The organism is Pseudomonas sp. Irchel s3b6, assembly GCF_900187415.1.
Taxonomy (GTDB): domain Bacteria; phylum Pseudomonadota; class Gammaproteobacteria; order Pseudomonadales; family Pseudomonadaceae; genus Aquipseudomonas.
The window spans coordinates 152,296-168,932 of sequence record NZ_FYDM01000003.1 but is presented as its reverse complement, the minus strand read 5'-3'; the positions used below and the strand labels follow the sequence as shown (position 1 = coordinate 168,932).

The window sequence follows — 16,637 nt, the reverse complement described above, 5'->3', positions numbered from 1 at the left end:
GGAAATGCTGATGGTCAAAGGAGTTGCTGGCGACAGACTGCAATCCACAAAGCGTTTCGACCTTCTTCAGGTAGCGTCAAATCCAAAGCTTCGGTCACAGACGCAAAGCGCACGTTGCGTCTCGATCGCTCACTGAGATGCAGTGGTGTTTCATCATTGACACGGCGGAATAGATGGCCGACGAAGAGCCGGCTCATGAATGCACTCTGTTTGTGGTGGCAACGATGTCCGCGATGTACCTTCGGGTTTCCGACCTGGTCGGCCGGGAAAACTGGCGGTCTGCGATGGGATACCTACGAAGAGATACCATGGGCAACTGGTGGATCCACCTGCGACTCTCTCCCCTGCCCTCGCCGCAGGAAAAGACGCCATTAATCACGGCGCTCAATGGCTGCGGTGGATTGTCAGATCGGCACCGGCGATCACTTCTATGGTCGGTGCTCGATCAGGCGCTGCATTGGATGCACAGGCGCCAAAGCGAAGGAGCTTGCAACGAGGATCAGTCGATATATGCCCCCGGTGAGTCAATGAAATTCGGCGGAAATTACTGGGCATCCACGTAATTACTTAGTGAGGTCGAGTACTTAGTAGCAACTAAACATTGAAGGTGCACGGCGAGCTCCAATTAATGCCATTGACGCTTTATTTCCTGCCACTGGCTGTTTGACAGCCACTTATCTGCCACCGGAAAGAAAATATTTTCCTCAGCGTCCATATGATCGTAATATTTTTTGATGAAGTCTTCGATAGTATCAGCAATCACTCTCGTTTCCTGAGTTGTGTCCTCCAGCCTTTTCAGCTGCCCAGCTATGCGCCCAAATGCCTGATGATCTCGCTCGATATCCTTGACCCGTTGGTGGATCGGTGCCTCGGTCGTTAGCAAGGCCAGCCGAATAAGTTCTTCATTTTCATGGTGGTGTCGCTCTGCGTCACCATGCAAAGCTTCAAGCATCTTGAACAACAGTTTGCAGTCATCAGCACCATCGGATTCATGCCTCAGCTTCCTCAGCAACTCCTTTATCTGAGTGATTTTGATAGCCACTTCATGATGATAAGCCTGAAGTTCTTTCAACAAGACATTCATATCAAACCCTCGTCACAACACCAAACCATCACAGAAATCATATTATTTAACCCGTAACCTGCATGGATACCCATATCTTTAAATTTCAAATTTTCGATACCGTACCAAACACACTCGACAGCACTATTTAACCTTTTCAGTATAGGCGAGCACAAAGCGCTCACCCCAGGAAATTTTCCACCCTTGGAAAAAATTGAAATATCAAATCAATGTTCATTGCACTATTTGATCTACCGGATGTCTGCCAGCGAATACGGAAGGAAAAACGCCCATCATCGATGCGATTCATATCTGGATGTTCGCACAGAGGCAGCTTGTGCCTGAGGGATCGGCTATCGCCAAGGTGTTGGATTACAACCTAAAACGCGGAAAAGAGGGTGGCAGTCGGCCCTCCGGTCAGGGCGAGCAGGCGAACTGATCAAACGGCCCGAGGCTGCGAGCATGCTCAAGGCGAACCTAGACCTCGATCATCGCGCCATCCATTAGTTTGATTTTGATCAACCTCGCCGTTGCTTTGCTGGCTACACTGAACATCAATACGACGTAACAAGTCGAGGTTGTACGTCATGTTCTGGTTCCGTCGTCACCGCCGAAGCCTATTGCACCTTACCCTTATGGTTTGGGTGTTAGCTGTGGCCATGATGGCAATCCAGGGTTGTTTGGTGCAATCGAATCACAACATAGTCGCGCCACACAATGCCGAGCAGTATGTGGTGGAGGGTCATGCTCTCCACACCAGTGGGTGCCTTCAAAATTGTGAGAACACTGCTACGGCGATAAAACCTGCATCACAGACTCCAGCATTAGATCCCATCTACTGGACCGTCCTTTTGCTGTTAACTGCGGCAGTAATAATGGTGCTCAACCCCGAGGAAAAATCCTCTCTCGCTGTTCTCATACTGAAGCGCCCCGCCCCGCCGGAAGGCCCTGCCCGCTTGATTTTCGTCCGTTTCAACAATTAACCCCTGCTTCAGAGTGTCCGGGCACTGGTCGCTCTGTCTTGCTGCGCCGCTTTTTCGCGACTCAGTCATTCCTGCTTAGCCCCTCACAATCTCAGGAGTTCATCATGCATAAGCATTCTAAATTCATGCTTGCGGCCATCTTGGCTAGCAGTGCACTCATCGCCTCCGCCGAGGATACGCATCACCCAGCCGACGCACCAGGCGACGCAACCGAAAGCACGGCCCCAACGTCCACGCCCATGGCTAAAGCCATGACCGAGCAAATGCAAAAAATGCAGGCTGCACATGACAAAGCGGCAGCGGCTACAACTCCCGCTGAGCGCCAGGCCGCCATGCAAGAAGGCATGAAAGCGATGAAGGACAGCATGGCCATGATGAGTAAGGAGCAGAGCGCAATGGGCTGTATGGGCATGTCTGGAACTAAGGACGGCGCAGGTAAAGGGATGATGGACATGATGATGCAGATGATGGAGCAGCAGTCGTCCATGATGGAAATGCCAATGAAAAAGTAAATGTGCAGTAGAGCTGCTGCACATTACATAGCACTGGTACTGATTGGATTAACGCAGACCGCACCTGACTGATGTGTGTTGTTAAGGGCTCAACCCATGAGTATCCATATTGATAAAACTCAAACGGTCGACAGCATGCGGGCGTAGAAATGAAAGATGAGGCGGCACAGGCCCGCGATGTCAATTGAAACGCCCTCCGTCCGTGCCCCCCCTGACAGTCGACGAGATGCTGCGCGTCGAGCAATCCGTCCTTACGGGTACAACAGTCATGAGCCCCCCTTCCCAAGACATGCTGGATAAACTGTATGGCTCGCCCCCCCACATTGACCCGGCCGCCATCGCACCACTCTTGCGTCAATACGCTGAGCCCCTGCCGGAACTGGACTCGTCCGCCTTGGGTGAAATGTTCGATCGCTACGCGGATGCACGCGTGGTGATGATCGGTGAGGCTAGCCACGGCACCAGCGACTTCTATCGAACCCGGGCGGCGATCACCCAACGGCTGATTGAGCAGCACGGTTTCAATATCGTGGCGGTTGAAGCCGACTGGCCAGATGCAGGCCATGTCGATAAGTATGCCCGTGGGTTGGCGCCGTCAGCCTGGAAGCGCCACATCTTCAGTCGGTTCCCGACCTGGATGTGGCGCAACACCGAGGTAAGAGCATTCGTCCACTGGCTGCATCGGTACAACCACCGGCACGCTCCTGAACGTCGTGTCGAGTTCCGCGGTCTGGACGTTTACAGCTTGCGCAACTCCATTCACGAGGTTCTGAGTTATCTGGACCGGATCGACCCGCAGTTGGCCCACGAAGCTCGGCGGCGCTATGGCTGCCTGACCCCTTGGCAGGATGATCCTGCCCTGTACGGCCACTTTGTCGAACGCGGCGGCCTGATGCCCTGTGAGCATGCGGTGGTCGAACAGCTCAACGTCATGCTGGCCGAGCAACTGGCCGGGCTCATCCGGGACGACGAAGCGTTCTTCAATGCAGCGCAAAACGCCCGGGTGGTGCAGGCGGCGGAACAGTACTACCGAGCGATTTATCGAGGCTCGACCGCCTCCTGGAACCTGCGTGACCGGCACATGTTCGACACATTACACGCACTGCTTGAGCACCGGGGCCCTCTATCCAAGGCCGTGGTCTGGGCACACAACGCCCATATCGGCAATGCGGCCGCCACGGAAATGGGCTGGAAGGGGCAGTTCAATATCGGTCAATTGTGCCGTAGCGCCTATGGGCGCGATGTCGTTCTGATCGGTATGAGTACCGACCGTGGCCAGGTGGCAGCGGCGGATGATTGGGATGGCGAGATGCTCATCAAGGACATCCGACCTTCTCGTCCAGACAGTTGGGAGCATCAGTTCCTCAAGGCCGGCGTCCCCGCGTCATTGACCGACTGGCGCGACCCGCAGCGAAAAGAACTGCGTCGAGTCCTTTCCAGACCGTTGCTGGAGCGAGCCATCGGTGTGATTTATCGCCCCGAGAGCGAGCGTAGCAGTCACTACTTCGAGGCGGTACTGACCGAACAATTTGATGCCATGATCTGGATCGAGCAAACACAACCGGTGACGGCACTGGCATTGCCGAAAAACCAGGAACTGGAACCGGAAGACGAAACCTTTCCGTTTGGTGTGTGAGGCACACCAATGCCCCAGCCTGGCCAGTGACTCGGCAACGTACCTAAAGGGTTTCAAATTTCATTTCACCGCAGTTGATCAATATCAAACGGATCAAGGCCGACTGGGTTACGTTGACAAAACAGGACAGCACAGTCACTTGCGTCATGATGACTCATAGGTTCTAGACAGGAGACTGCCATGCCTAGCCTGCTTGCGAGCCAGCGGTTGCGCCTGTACGACAGCGATGAACTCGAGGGGGTGCTGCGAGCGATGGCGCGCCAAGCCGCAACACTGTTGCCGCCCTCTCAAGCGGCACTGATTGGCATCCAACGCCGCGGTGAGCCTTTGGCACAGCGTTTACAACAGCATCTGTCACGTCAGGCCGGCCAGCCAGAACTGCCTCTTTACCCCCTGAAGGTCAAGCGCTATGCCGATGACCTCAGGGTGCTGCATGCCCACACGGAGTTGACCGAAAACCCTCTTTTGGGCGAACTTGACCTCGCCAGTACCACCCTGCTGATTGTCGATGATGTCCTGTTTGAAGGCCACTCGCTCCTGCGCACCTGTGCGTATCTGGCGCAACTGGGTGCCCGTCGGGTCTACACTGCGGTATTGGTCGACCGGCATGTCTGCCAGCAGCCGATCCATGCCGACATTGTCGGCGTGCATCTGCAAGTTGGCGCTAATGACATCGTCGAATGCAACGTGCCCCCCTTCGAAATGGAGTTTTGCATTGATGTATTGCGTCATGGCGCCGCCCGATGACGGTGCAACTGACCCAGGGTTGCAGGGGACTTCTGACGTGATAACGGCAACGCTGCAAATGGTCTGATGTACACGTAGAGGCGTGTTCGATAAACGCCTCAAAGGAGCCCGTGCATGTTCACTGAACGCCCACTTCTTTTTGCTCTGCAAGGCAGTGAACACTATGCAGTCCGCATCGCGCAGCGGCTTGGCTGCCAACTGGCGGTTCATGAGGAGCGCGACTACGAAGACGGCGAGCATAAATGCCGACCGCTGGAGTCAGTTAACGGTCGCGAGGTCGTGGTGTTCCATTCTTTGTATGGGGATGGCCGGCAGAGCGCAAACGATAAGCTGTGTCGCCTGCTGTTTTTTTGCGCGGCACTCAAGGATGCCGGCGCTCGCCATGTGCAGGTAGTGACGCCCTACCTCTGCTACGGACGAAAGGATAGGCGCACCCAGCCTCAGGACCCAACGATCACTCGCTACCTGGCGGCCATGATCGAAGCCTGCGGCGTAGACCGTCTGATTGCCTTGGAGGTGCACAATCCGGCAGCGTTTAACAACGCCTTTCGCATTCCGGCGTGGAACGTGCAGTGCACAGAACTGTTCGCCCAACATTTCGCCAGACTTGTCGGCGACGACGAGGTGGTTTCGGTTTCACCGGACTCCGGTGGCGCCAAGCGAGCCGAGCAGTTTCGTCAGGCTCTGGAGCTGCAACTGGGACGTTCGGTGGGCAGTGCCCTGATGGAAAAACACCGTGATCAGGCCACGCTTACTGGCACTCTCCTGGCCGGTAAAGTGCAGGGTAAGACAGCCATCATTTTCGACGACCTGATCAGCACAGGCGAAACGCTGAAGCATGCCGGCCTTGCCTGTCAAAAAGCAGGGGCCGTTCGGTTGTTCGCAGCCGCCACCCATGGTTTGTTTACCGCTGGCAGCCGTCTGTTCGACAGACCACTTTTTGCACACATTGCGATCTCTGACAGCGTGCCTCCGTTGCGGCTGTCCGCCGAATGTGTGACACAGCACTTGCACATACTCGACAGCACAACCCTGGTGGCCGCCTTGCTCGCAGAGAATGGTGCCTTTGATCGCGCTTGATGGTGGAACGGCCCTATCCACGCGAATGCATGATCGACCTTTTCTATAGCGTGCTGTTCAACAGAGCCAGCTGTCCTGCCCGGCAGGTTCCATCGCCGCACTGGCCAGCAGTCGTCGATAGTCGTCATAGCGATAGGTCGGTCCATCTCGGCAGGCATAGCTTTCGCCGACATAGCAGTGCCCGCATACACCGTCCGCGCAGTGCATGCGGCGCTCCACGGACAACCAGATTCTGTTGGCCGCAACGCCTCGCTGCAAGCAATCCCGAGCGATGGCCAGCATGAAAGGCTCTGGCCCACAGCACAACACGGTGTCGGGTGGTTCATCACCAAACAACTCATCAAAGTGCGCAAGGGGGCTTCCCTGACGGAGCCCGGCAGGAGCACGGTCGAAGGTCTCGATCCACGGCAATGCCAACCGCCAACGTTCACGCTCGCGCAACAGCACTTGAGCGGCGGCATATCGAGCCCCATACAGCACGCTCATGTGCACCGACCTGGGGTGATGGATCGCGCCATCAATCACACTGGCCAACGGTGCCAATCCACAGCCTCCCGCGACCGCCAGAACTCGACGGGTATCCTCGAGTGACGGCCAGCCCTGACCGAAGGGTCCTCGATATCCCAGCACGGTCCCGGGAGCCAGTTCGAACAAGGCTGCGGTAAGGCTTCCCGTCCGACGAATCAAGGCATTGAAGTTCCCCCCCTTGTCCGGCGGACTGACATAGGTAAAGGGCGCCTCGCCAAAGCCGGGCACGGTGAGCATGAAAAACTGTCCTGCCCTGGCGGCCAAATCACTGGCTTGGGGCAAGTCGATACGAAAGCTGAAGTGTCGAGCCTCTTCGCCGTCTTCGTACTGAGCGGTTATATGCAGGTTTCTTGGTGTCAGGTCGATCATGGCTGGACCACCTTGTGCATGACACCATGAACACCGATACCGCCCGGACAAACATGATCGCAACGTCCACACCCGACACAGCCGTAATGCTCGAAACGATTCTTGAACCCGTCACCGAACTTGTGAAACCAGAAACGCTGTACCCGCTGCCCCGCCGTGGCGCTGGGATTGTGCCCACTGGCTTCCTTCTGAAACCCTTCGTACAGGCAGGAGTCCCAGACACGCAGACGCTGCATGTCGCCCTCAGCCGAAGGCAGGTCCAATGGCGCGAAGCAGGAGCAGGTCGGGCATACCGAGGTACACCCCGAACACCCCAGGCAATGCAGCCCCAGGTCATCCCAACGTTGCGGATCGATTTGCCCCATGTTCAGCGCATTGATTCCGTCGACGACATCAAGCTGCTCCCCCTGCTCGCGGGCGACCTGAAGACTATTGGCCGTCCGCTGTGCCTGCCAGTCCTGCTCTGTCGGCGCTAAACCAAGGCCGCTGATGGCGGCACTCCCGGCCTCAGAGCCGACCAGCAGCAACCAGCCGGCGCCATGGATGGCAGGTGGCAACAGAATCAGGTCGGCGGTATGTGCCTGTACCGCCGGCCCGCTACCGAGAACGCTGCAAAAGCCATCATTGCAACTGTGCAGACAGTCGAGCCCCACCAGCAAGGTAGCCTGGCGCCTGACCTGGTAATGAGTATCCTCGGCAAAAAAGCGATCCTGATAGGCCACCGCCATCAAATCGCACGCGTGCAGGCCGAAGATCGCCTGCGGCACCACCTCCGGCAACGCCGAATAGAATTGCCCGCCATCGAAGCGAAACAACCGCTCGCGCTCGACGAAGAAAAAACTCTTGGCTGAAAAAGGTGGTGGCTCGACGGACGGTTCGAAAGGGCGGAGGTCTTGAGCCGTGACCGTTTCCCAGTGTTTACCACCCTGCCCGTCTTCGCGGACTTCGTACAGCGTGCGTTGCTTGGCCAAGTAAGCACGCAGACGTTCTGGTCGATCCAGATTATAGGCGTGCATGATGGCTGCCCTCTGGGAACACCTCGGGAATGCGGGGCTGAACGCCCGTGGGTAATGGCTCGACCGCAACTGCGCAGGCTTTGAGCTCAGGCATCTTGCTGGTGGGATCCTGAGCACTATTGGTCAGCAGGTTACACGGCGCTTCGCGGAAGTGATAAGGCATCGCCAGGGTTCCCGGGGGGACGTCATCCGTGAGATGGACTCGAGTCTCAAGACAGCCGCGGCGTGAACGAACGCGAACGGCTTGCTGATCGTGCAGGCTGAGCGCGGCACCGTCAGCCGGATGCATGAACAGCAACGCCTCGGGCGTCTCACGTTCCAGCAAAGGCGACTTACGTGTCATCGAACCACCACCATAATGGAAATGCAGCCGATGGGTAGTGAACGCGAATGGATACTCGGCGTCAGGGCATTCGTCCGGCGCCACCTGTGTCACCGGCAGCAGTCGAGCGCGGCCGCGTGGAAAGGAAAGTTCATGCAACACCGGAGAACCTTGCGGGTGGGCGGCATCACAGGGCCATTGCAAACCGGCATGGCGATCCAGCGCGGTATAGCTCATGGCTGAAAAGATTGGCGTCAGCGCGGTCATTTCGTCGAACAACGCTTCGGCATTTTCCCAGTTCATGCCCGCATAGCCCATACGCTGAGCCAATGCCCCCAGGATCTGCCAATCACTGCGAGCCTCACCCGGTGGTGCGACAGCCTGACGGACCCGCTGCACACGACGCTCGCAATTGGTGAAAGTGCCATCCTTTTCGGCAAAAGCCGCTGCCGGCAACACCACATCAGCGAGCTTGGCGGTTTCAGTCAGCGTCAGTTCCACCACCACCAGGAAGTCCAACGCATCCAAGGCCTTGGCCACCTGATGTTGATCCGGGTCGGTGAGCACCGGTTCTTCACCCATGATCATCAATGCCCGTAATTGCCCATGCAGGGCGGCCCGGCTCATACCCAGCGAGGTAAGGCCCGGTTGCCGCGGTGCAGGAGTCCCCCAGGCCGCTGCGAATTTTCCTTGTACTGATGGGTCATTGGCATCCTGATAGCCAGGATAGACATTCGGCAGGCAGCCCATGTCGCATGCGCCCTGCACGTTATTTTGCCCTCGTAGCGGGTTGATGCCGGTCCCTGGCCGACCGATCTGACCGCAGGCCAACACCAGATTGGACACCGCGACCACATTATTGGTACCGCTCTGGAACTGGGTAATGCCCATGCCATAGGCGGTGAACGCGGCATTGGCGTGGCTGTAGAGATAAGCCACCTGCTGCAAATCGGCGAGGCTGATGCCCGTGCTCGCATGGGTCTGTTCCGGGGTCAATCTGCACAGGTGTCGGCGCAGCGGTTCGATGGTTTCACAACGTGCTTCGAGAAACGCGTGGTTCTCCCAGCCGTTGGCCAGGATGATCTGCAATAGACCGTTGAGCAGTGCGATATTGCTGCCCAGACGCAGTTGCAAATGGATGTCGGCCAGACGTGCCAGTCGTGTCTTGCGCGGGTCCACGACTATCACCATGGCTCCACGGGCCTGTGCGCGAAGGATGCGAGCGCCAATCATCGCGTGATTTTCGGTGACATCCGCGCCGATTATCAGGATCAGGTCGGCCTGATCAATGTCGGCGATGCTGTTACTCATCGCTCCCGAACCCAGGGTGCACGCCAGACCCGCTACCGAGGGGCTGTGACAGATGCGGGCACAGTGATCAATGTTGTGAGTACCCAGCACCGCCCGGGCAAATTTTTGTGCGGCGTAATTGTCCTCATTCGTGGCACGGGCGCAACTGATGATACCCACGCCTGGCGGACCAAGTTCATCAAGCGCCATGCGAAACTCGTCGGTAACCCGCGTCAGGGCTTCATCCCAGCTAGCACGCCGAAAGACTCCACGCTCTTTGATCAACGGGGTGGTCAGGCGATTGACCGGGTCGACGGCAAAACTGGTGGCCCATCCCTTGGAGCACAGTTGGCCTTGACTGAGCGGATGCCCGGGCTGAGGTTCGACACCGATGACCCGGTCGCCGTCCACGCGCAACCCGAGACCGCAACCCACCCCGCAGAACGTACATATGCTTGGCACGACGTGCATCACATGCCCCTCACTGATGGTACTGACTCAATCGCACCCCATAAATGGGTTGTCGTTTTGACCTGGGCCAACATCAAGCCAGCGGTGTAAGGAACACACGCTTGAGGCACCAGCGCTTCCCATTCAGATTCCTCTGTCGAGTTCACCTTGACGTTGATTTAAATCAAATGCCTGCGCAAAGCATGCAAAGTGTCCAAACCGGCTCAAACACCAGGCACTGACTTACCTGCAGGGTGCAACCTCGCTCTTGCCAGTGGTGCAATGTGGGTTCAGGCAGATCGAGAGTCACTGGGTCAGAGTCGACGGATAGAGACCGGCGAGCCGCGCGATCAAGACTCCCACGTAAAAGACGCCTGCAAACTCTTCGAGCATCACAAGTGAGCGGGCGTGGTTGGTCAATGGAATAACATCACCGTAACCGGTGGTTGTGAGTGTCGTGAGGCTAAAATAGATCAGTTTGAAGAACGTGCCGGGCTGTGTGAAGTCGAGGTGACCAGGCCCGAATGAACCTGCGCTGAATCTCTCGATCAGGACATAGATGAAGGACCAGACAAAGGCCAGCATGATGTAGCCCGCAAGTGCACCATGCAGCTTGTCAGCCGTAATTGGCCCGCGCTTGAGAATATAGTGGAACACTCCGCTAATCGAGGCGGCAAGAGATGCGGCATAGGATATCGCGGCAAGGTCCAGAATCGCGAGACTCCCAGTCCATAACGCAGTCCATTGAAGGCCAACCCCAAGCAACGCCAAGCCCAGTTTGAGGATGAATCCCCACCGGGACTGCCTGGTGGCGAAAGCGCCCACGAGCAGCACGATAGAAAACAGAACACCGAGCAGCGTGCGAGCGAATATGCCTTCTTCAAGATAGGGAAACAGGAGGATCAAACCAAGCAAGAGCAGCAATAGATAGGTGCAAGGCCCGTGGCCTATTATCATCTGAGCTAAATCCTCGTCGGACTCGGCTTCATCTTGCGGATTTTTCATGACAGTTTCCCAGAGACCGAACTAACGCTCGCGACCTGACGTTACACGGTTGGAATTTGACCCTGTTTTAGAAGAGTGGGTAGCTGGAAATTATAGTCGCGAATGCGTGTGTGCGGACTTTGCATAGTGAAGATGATCAGTGACGATTCCCATCGACGTTTTTTTCCAGGACTCAAACTTCTAGCGCCAATCCAGAAATCGGAACAACTCCTCCTCCTGATCAAAATGCAGTCTCACGAGGGTATCCAGGCGAATCAACTGATGTTGAATCTCATCGGCAGAAGCCGTGGTGGGGTCGGCACTGAAGTCGCTGCTCATGCGCGCCAGCAAATGGATTAGGCGAAAAATCTCCCGGTGAGTATGGCTCATTGTCGACATGGGGTCCTCGCCCGGCATGCTTCGAGTCAGCAGCGGGTATAGGGTGTTTTCATCTTCGCGCTCATGCTGCACCAGCGATGTTTGCAGCTTTTTAACCAGCGCCAGCAACTCGGTCTGTGCTTGCTCAAGTGGACGCCGCGCGAAGTCACTGGCCAGTTGATGCAGATCGCTAAGCACCGTGGAGAGTTGCTTGTGTTCGTCTTGCAGGCGATCGATATGCTCTGCGGTGAGCTTTCGTTGCTTCAGCCCCTGCAACGACCCCAGTGCACGCAAAGCGTTAATGATGATCACCACGTCAATGGCCTCTTGCACAACGGCGCCAATAAGCGGCGGCAGGTAACCGAGCGCAGCCACTGCCATGGCCAGCAATGACATTCCCATGCCGACCAGAACACCTTGGCGGGCGATGTGGCAGGTCCGGCGAGCGATGTCCAGCGCCTCGACCAGACGATCCAGGCGATCGACCAGCAATACAACGCTCGCCGCTTGCGCTGAAGCCGTGGCGCCGCTGGCGCCGCTGGCGCCCATAGCCACGCCGACGTTGGCCGCCGCCAGCGCGGGAGCATCGTTGATGCCATCGCCGACCATCAATGTGCTGGCACGCAGGCAACCTTCCTGAACAGCCCGCACTTTATCCTCGGGGGTCAGCCCCGCCCGCAGCTCGTCAATCCCGGCAGACAGAGCAATCATCTCGGCGGTTTCCAGACGGTCCCCGGTGAGCATGACGATCTTCTCTATGCCCCTGCTGCGCAATCGGCGCAGAGTTTGCGGGGTTTCTCGACGCACATTGTCCGAAAAAACCAACAAGCCGGCGAGCTCTCCATCCACTTCAATGAAGCTTCCACTACACGCCAGGTAGTCCATGTGACGCAGCATGGCTGTGATCCAGTCGGTCGCAGGGGCTTGTTCATGAACATAAGACAACGTGCCGAAGCGCACACGCCTGCCCTCGATCAGCCCACAAAGACCCGAGCCTGGATGTTCTTCCACCTCCTGTGGGACGCTGAGCGGCAATTGGTGCTGATGCGCCGCTTCAACAATTGCTTGGGAGATGGGGTGCGTCGAGGCCTGCGCCAGCGAAGCGGCCAGGCCAAGCAAACGCTGCGGATCGATCAGGCCGTTGACCTCTATCGACTGCAGACGGGCATGGCCGCTAGTCAGCGTGCCTGTCTTGTCGAGAAACACCAGTTTGACCCCGGCCAACGCTTCCAGGGTCACGCCGTCCTTGATCAATATCCCGCGCCGCGCGGCCCTCGAAATACCTGACATGATGGAAATCGGCACCGCCAGAATCAGCGGGCAAGGTGTGGCCACCACCAGAACCGCCAGCGCTCGCAAGGGATCACCACTCATTTGCCAGGCCATTGCGGCAATCAGCAAGGTCAGTGGAACGAACAGCAACGCATAGCGGTCTGCCAGGCGCACGAAAGGTGCACGCGAGCGTCGTGCCGACTCGGCCAGCCGCACTATTGCGGCATAGGTGCTTTGCGCTGCCGTTCGCGAGGCGAGCAGGAGAATAGGCGCACCGACATTGGAAACGCCGCTGGGCAACTGTTCACCTTCTCGGCGGGTTACCGGCATCGACTCGCCACTGAGCGCCGACTCGTCCAGAATGGCCGCAGGACTCAGCAGGCGGCCATCGACCGGTATCACCTCACCTAGGCGTACCAACAGTGTTTGGTGCGGCTGGATCTGTTCAACGAGGATCTTGCGCAAGCTACCCTTGTCCTGCAACCAGGCAAAACGAGGCGCCCGTTCGATAAGCGCGCGAAGCTCACGCTCGGCACGTTGCCGGGTGAAAAACTCCAGGCTGCGTCCGGTCGCCAGCATCAAGGCAATCACCGCCGCCACCAGCATCTGCTGCAAGACCAGGGCGGCGATCACCGACAGCAGCGCGATAAGATCTACACCAACCTCGCGCCGGGCCAAGCGCCTGGTAATCTCAACGAGCAGTACCAAGGCCATCACCAGGCTTCCCGCGGCCCAGCACATTAATGCCCAATCAGACTTCTGCGCAATATGCGCAACGCCCCCGGCCAGTAGCGTCAGGGCGCAGAACAGCAACAGAACGGGGTTCAGCCACTTATCGAGCATTGAAGTGAGTTCCTCAAAAAGCGATTTGCATCCCCCACTGTGAAAACACCTGCCGTTCATAAGCAGGCTATGTCGGTCCGTCTCCTTGACTCCTGCGTCTTCGCAGAGACGCTATAAACAGGCGACTCAGTATTACAAGGTAGAACTTGGGGCTTGGTTCTCTATCGTGTCCGCTATGGCGCCTCAAATCAGGTATTGGCAAAGCCGAGGGTAATGTCACAGCTATGAGCCTGAAGGTTGATCGACACCGGATAGCTCAACGCTGTCACGGTACTCCGGCACGGAGACCGACCAGCCCAATTCCTGGCTGATACGCCGACGCAGCACATCCGAGGCGTTGGGTTCGCCATGCACCACATAGGTGTGTTTCGGCGGCCGCTTGAACCCGCGCAACCACTGCATGATTTCATCCGCGTCGGCATGCGCCGACAAGGTTTCCATCGGCACCACTTCGGCCCGGATCGGCACATCCTTGCCGTGGATGCGTACTGACTCGGCGCCAGCAACAATTTGCGCGCCGCGGGTACCGCCGGCCTGGAAGCCTGGGACCAATAGCGTATTGATCGGGTTGGGAGCCAGCGCCTTGAGATGGTGAATCACCCGACCGCCAGTGGCCATGCCACTGGCCGCGATGATCACCGCTGGCGTGCGCTGCAGATCCAGGTTGATCGAGTCCTGGGTCGTGCGCACGAAATGCGCCACATGGCACATGCCCTCGCACTCTTCCAGGGATAGGCGGTGCTCACTGCGAAAACGCTGATACAGGCGCGTGACATCGGTCGCCATGGGGCTGTTGAGGTAGATCGGCAGGTCGGGGATCGCGCGCCTTTGCAGCAACCGGTACAGGTGATACATCAGCAATTGCGCGCGCCCTACCGCAAACGACGGTACCAGAGTAATGCCGCGGCGCATCGCGGTGCGGGTGATGACCTGCGCCAGTTGCTCCTCCGGGGATTCAACGGGATGCCGACGGTCGCCATAGGTCGACTCCACCAGCAGATAGTCGGCCTGCTCGATGGTTTCCGGGGCGAACATCAGTGGATCATTCGGCCGCCCCAGATCCCCGGAGCAGACCAGCGTGATGCCGTCCGCCACCACCTCCACCGTAGCCGCCCCCAGGATATGCCCGGCACAACGCAGCAGGATGCTCATTCCCGGCACGATGTCGACCCGATGGTGCAACTCCAGCGGTCGTAAGAGTTTTAGCACCCGCACCGCGTCCTGCTCGGTGTAAAGCGGTAATGCGGGGGTGTGTTTCGAGTAGCCATGACGATTGGCGAACTCGGCTTCTTCCTCCTGCAGGCGGCCGCTGTCTCGCAGCAGGATTTTCACCAGTTCACATGTCGCGGCCGTGGCGTACACCGGACCGCGATAGCCATTGCGAGCCAACACCGGCAGGTAGCCACTGTGGTCCAGATGGGCATGGGTCAGCACAATGGCGTCCAGGTCGCGAACCGGCAACTGGAACGGATCCCAGTTATGCAGGCGCAGTTGTTTATAGCCCTGGAACAGGCCGCAATCGATCAACACATGCTTGCCTTTATACTCCAGCAGATATTTGCTGCCCGTGACCGTGCCAGCCGCACCGAGAAATGTCATTCGCATGGCCGTCTCCTTGAACATTCATAAGCGCTCTGTCGATCGCACCTTTCCTCCATCGGGCATTGATGTTTATCACCCGAGGCCGCACCGGTTGCTCTTTCATTCGCCTCCCGGCAATGACTTGACAATCATCAGGCTGCAGGGTGCGCGATTCAACACACTCTCGGCGGTACTGCCGACGAAAATGTTGCCCCCATGACGATAGGTCGTGCCCAGCACAACCATGTCGAAGGCATTCCTGCGGGCGAAATGTTCAATCACCTGATCGGGGATACCGGTGAGCATATGTCGGTGTTTTTTCTCGATCCCATAACGTTCGGCAAGCACATCAAAAGCTTCTTTCTGGGCATCGTTGACGGCTTTTCGCAAACTGTCGTCCAGGCTCGATGTCGGCACACTCATCAACGCGTCGCCCACCACCGACCAGTTGCTGACATTCAGCACATGCAAGGTCGCAACGCAGGACGCAGCCAACGTCGAGGCCAGGTCAAGAATCTGATCATTGAGACCTTCGGTCAGCATCTCCAGATGGGACAGGTCGATGGCGGCGAGTATTGTTAATGGCTTGGGGTGTTCAGTACTGGTGACCAGGTGCAAGGGGGCCGGACAGTCGCGTAGCAACAGCCAGTCCAAGGGGCGATGGAATGCTCGATCAAGTGCCGGCACACGCTGTGTATCCTTGATCACCAGGTCTGGCTGGAAGTCATTCACGTACTCAAGCACATGCGCCAGGCTGAATTTGGCCCAGACCACTTCAGTGCTCACCTGCCCCCCTTTGCATCGCTCAAACCGGGCCTGTTGCTCAAGCCAGTGACGGTGCACCTGCAAGTAACCTTCCCGTGCCTGGGCCATCGCGTCGTGGTCGAACAGACCGGCGACCGCAAGCGCGTTCACATAATCGAAAGCGACAATGTGCAACATCGCACCTGTTGCACTGGCCAGCGCCTGCGCCCGGTCAAATGCCGGGGTGCGGATCATCTCGGTTGGAGCAATGAAGAGTAAACGTTGTATTTTCAACATCACACACCTCGTCCTGCGAACGCTGCACCTGCCTGACTGTCAGCCCGCCTGGCGGTCTTCGTTCAATCGCTCGATATTTGCGAATCGCCTTATCAGCCATACGGCGAGCAATACAATGAACAAGTGCTGACTCATGGTATTCCCCTCGGTTGATCGCGACTGGGTAGCGTCAGGTTGTAAATCAAGTATCTGGCGTTATCGCGGTGTGTCTCTGATCTTTGTCAACTTCTGGCCGGCTAACGATGGACAGGCTCATAGAAGCCTTGTTGATTTAGCTCAATGTCTTTGTGTCGCTCAGGCGTAGAAAAAGTCGAGATGGCCGAGTTCTCTTGAGTCCGAGGGTTTGCTGAGTTGTAAAATTTTAAGGCACCGTTCATTTATAGCGCGAGCGCCCGATAGCCGAACGTGCCGCCTGGTCGGTGCCGGATGTGAAGAAAGCAGACGATCATTTGCTGATTGCCTGAGTCAATCACCCAGGGAGCACGCGGCTTTCCCGGGTCCTTGAGGACCTGCCCAGTCCATGCCATGCCCTCTCTTTGAGC

The 16,637-nt window shown here is 57.4% G+C and carries 13 protein-coding genes; 5 read left to right on the top strand and 8 right to left on the bottom strand.

Annotated features, from left to right (window positions below):
* Window positions 1-173: 173 nt before the first annotated feature.
* Window positions 174-563 (top strand): hypothetical protein, encoded by a 390-nt coding sequence (locus tag CKW07_RS06895; RefSeq protein WP_095144194.1) that lies wholly within the window; start codon window positions 174-176, stop codon window positions 561-563.
* A gap of 62 nt (window positions 564-625) precedes the next feature.
* Here CKW07_RS06895 and CKW07_RS06890 read toward each other — a convergent pair whose 3' ends face one another.
* Entirely contained in the window at window positions 626-1,084 is a 459-nt protein-coding gene (locus CKW07_RS06890; protein WP_095144193.1) for a hemerythrin domain-containing protein, read from the bottom strand.
* 1,066 nt (window positions 1,085-2,150) lie between these two features.
* On the opposite strand from CKW07_RS06890, the gene CKW07_RS06880 reads away from it, so the two are divergent.
* From CKW07_RS06880 to CKW07_RS06865, 4 genes are all read left to right on the top strand, one after another.
* On the top strand, window positions 2,151-2,558 hold the full coding sequence (locus CKW07_RS06880; RefSeq protein WP_095144191.1) for a hypothetical protein: 408 nt from the start codon (window positions 2,151-2,153) through the stop codon (window positions 2,556-2,558).
* A 268-nt stretch (window positions 2,559-2,826) separates the two neighbouring features.
* Window positions 2,827-4,194: an erythromycin esterase family protein gene (locus tag CKW07_RS06875; protein WP_095144190.1), complete on the top strand. Its 1,368-nt coding sequence runs from the start codon at window positions 2,827-2,829 to the stop codon at window positions 4,192-4,194.
* Window positions 4,195-4,374: 180 nt separating this feature from the next.
* Window positions 4,375-4,941, top strand: a complete 567-nt coding sequence (locus CKW07_RS06870) for a phosphoribosyltransferase family protein (protein WP_095144189.1) — start codon at window positions 4,375-4,377, stop codon at window positions 4,939-4,941.
* Between the two features lie 114 nt (window positions 4,942-5,055).
* The gene (locus CKW07_RS06865) at window positions 5,056-6,021 is read left to right on the top strand and encodes a ribose-phosphate pyrophosphokinase (protein WP_095144188.1); all 966 of its coding nucleotides are present in this window, start codon (window positions 5,056-5,058) and stop codon (window positions 6,019-6,021) included.
* Between the two features lie 57 nt (window positions 6,022-6,078).
* On the opposite strand, the gene CKW07_RS06860 is transcribed toward CKW07_RS06865, so the two are convergent.
* The 7 genes from CKW07_RS06860 to CKW07_RS06830 form a co-directional block, all read right to left on the bottom strand.
* Entirely contained in the window at window positions 6,079-6,918 is an 840-nt protein-coding gene (locus CKW07_RS06860) for an FAD/NAD(P)-binding protein (RefSeq protein WP_095144187.1), read from the bottom strand.
* Complete coding sequence (locus CKW07_RS06855) at window positions 6,915-7,934, bottom strand: 4Fe-4S dicluster domain-containing protein (RefSeq protein WP_095144186.1); 1,020 nt, start codon at window positions 7,932-7,934, stop codon at window positions 6,915-6,917. Before CKW07_RS06855 ends, CKW07_RS06860 begins: the two co-directional genes overlap by 4 nt.
* Window positions 7,921-10,017, bottom strand: coding sequence for a formate dehydrogenase subunit alpha (gene fdhF, locus CKW07_RS06850; protein WP_095144185.1), 2,097 nt, complete (start codon window positions 10,015-10,017; stop codon window positions 7,921-7,923). Before fdhF ends, CKW07_RS06855 begins: the two co-directional genes overlap by 14 nt.
* A gap of 285 nt (window positions 10,018-10,302) precedes the next feature.
* A complete protein-coding gene (locus tag CKW07_RS06845; protein WP_095144184.1) occupies window positions 10,303-11,001 on the bottom strand; it encodes an ion channel in 699 nt (232 codons plus the stop codon).
* Between the two features lie 180 nt (window positions 11,002-11,181).
* Window positions 11,182-13,473, bottom strand: a complete 2,292-nt coding sequence (locus CKW07_RS06840; RefSeq protein WP_095144183.1) for a heavy metal translocating P-type ATPase — start codon at window positions 13,471-13,473, stop codon at window positions 11,182-11,184.
* Between the two features lie 222 nt (window positions 13,474-13,695).
* Window positions 13,696-15,078, bottom strand: coding sequence for an MBL fold metallo-hydrolase RNA specificity domain-containing protein (locus CKW07_RS06835; protein ID WP_256577027.1), 1,383 nt, complete (start codon window positions 15,076-15,078; stop codon window positions 13,696-13,698).
* A gap of 96 nt (window positions 15,079-15,174) precedes the next feature.
* The gene (locus tag CKW07_RS06830) at window positions 15,175-16,095 is read right to left on the bottom strand and encodes a universal stress protein (protein ID WP_095144181.1); all 921 of its coding nucleotides are present in this window, start codon (window positions 16,093-16,095) and stop codon (window positions 15,175-15,177) included.
* Window positions 16,096-16,637 lie beyond the last annotated feature (542 nt).

Coding starts and splice junctions, on each gene's coding strand:
- CKW07_RS06895 (WP_095144194.1), top strand. CDS start 174: ATGGCCGACGAAGAGCCGGCTCATGAATGCACTCTGTTTGTGGTGGCA.
- CKW07_RS06890 (WP_095144193.1), bottom strand. CDS start 1,084: ATGAATGTCTTGTTGAAAGAACTTCAGGCTTATCATCATGAAGTGGCT.
- CKW07_RS06880 (WP_095144191.1), top strand. CDS start 2,151: ATGCATAAGCATTCTAAATTCATGCTTGCGGCCATCTTGGCTAGCAGT.
- CKW07_RS06875 (WP_095144190.1), top strand. CDS start 2,827: ATGAGCCCCCCTTCCCAAGACATGCTGGATAAACTGTATGGCTCGCCC.
- CKW07_RS06870 (WP_095144189.1), top strand. CDS start 4,375: ATGCCTAGCCTGCTTGCGAGCCAGCGGTTGCGCCTGTACGACAGCGAT.
- CKW07_RS06865 (WP_095144188.1), top strand. CDS start 5,056: ATGTTCACTGAACGCCCACTTCTTTTTGCTCTGCAAGGCAGTGAACAC.
- CKW07_RS06860 (WP_095144187.1), bottom strand. CDS start 6,918: ATGATCGACCTGACACCAAGAAACCTGCATATAACCGCTCAGTACGAA.
- CKW07_RS06855 (WP_095144186.1), bottom strand. CDS start 7,934: ATGCACGCCTATAATCTGGATCGACCAGAACGTCTGCGTGCTTACTTG.
- fdhF (WP_095144185.1), bottom strand. CDS start 10,017: ATGCACGTCGTGCCAAGCATATGTACGTTCTGCGGGGTGGGTTGCGGT.
- CKW07_RS06845 (WP_095144184.1), bottom strand. CDS start 11,001: ATGAAAAATCCGCAAGATGAAGCCGAGTCCGACGAGGATTTAGCTCAG.
- CKW07_RS06840 (WP_095144183.1), bottom strand. CDS start 13,473: ATGCTCGATAAGTGGCTGAACCCCGTTCTGTTGCTGTTCTGCGCCCTG.
- CKW07_RS06835 (WP_256577027.1), bottom strand. CDS start 15,078: ATGCGAATGACATTTCTCGGTGCGGCTGGCACGGTCACGGGCAGCAAA.
- CKW07_RS06830 (WP_095144181.1), bottom strand. CDS start 16,095: ATGTTGAAAATACAACGTTTACTCTTCATTGCTCCAACCGAGATGATC.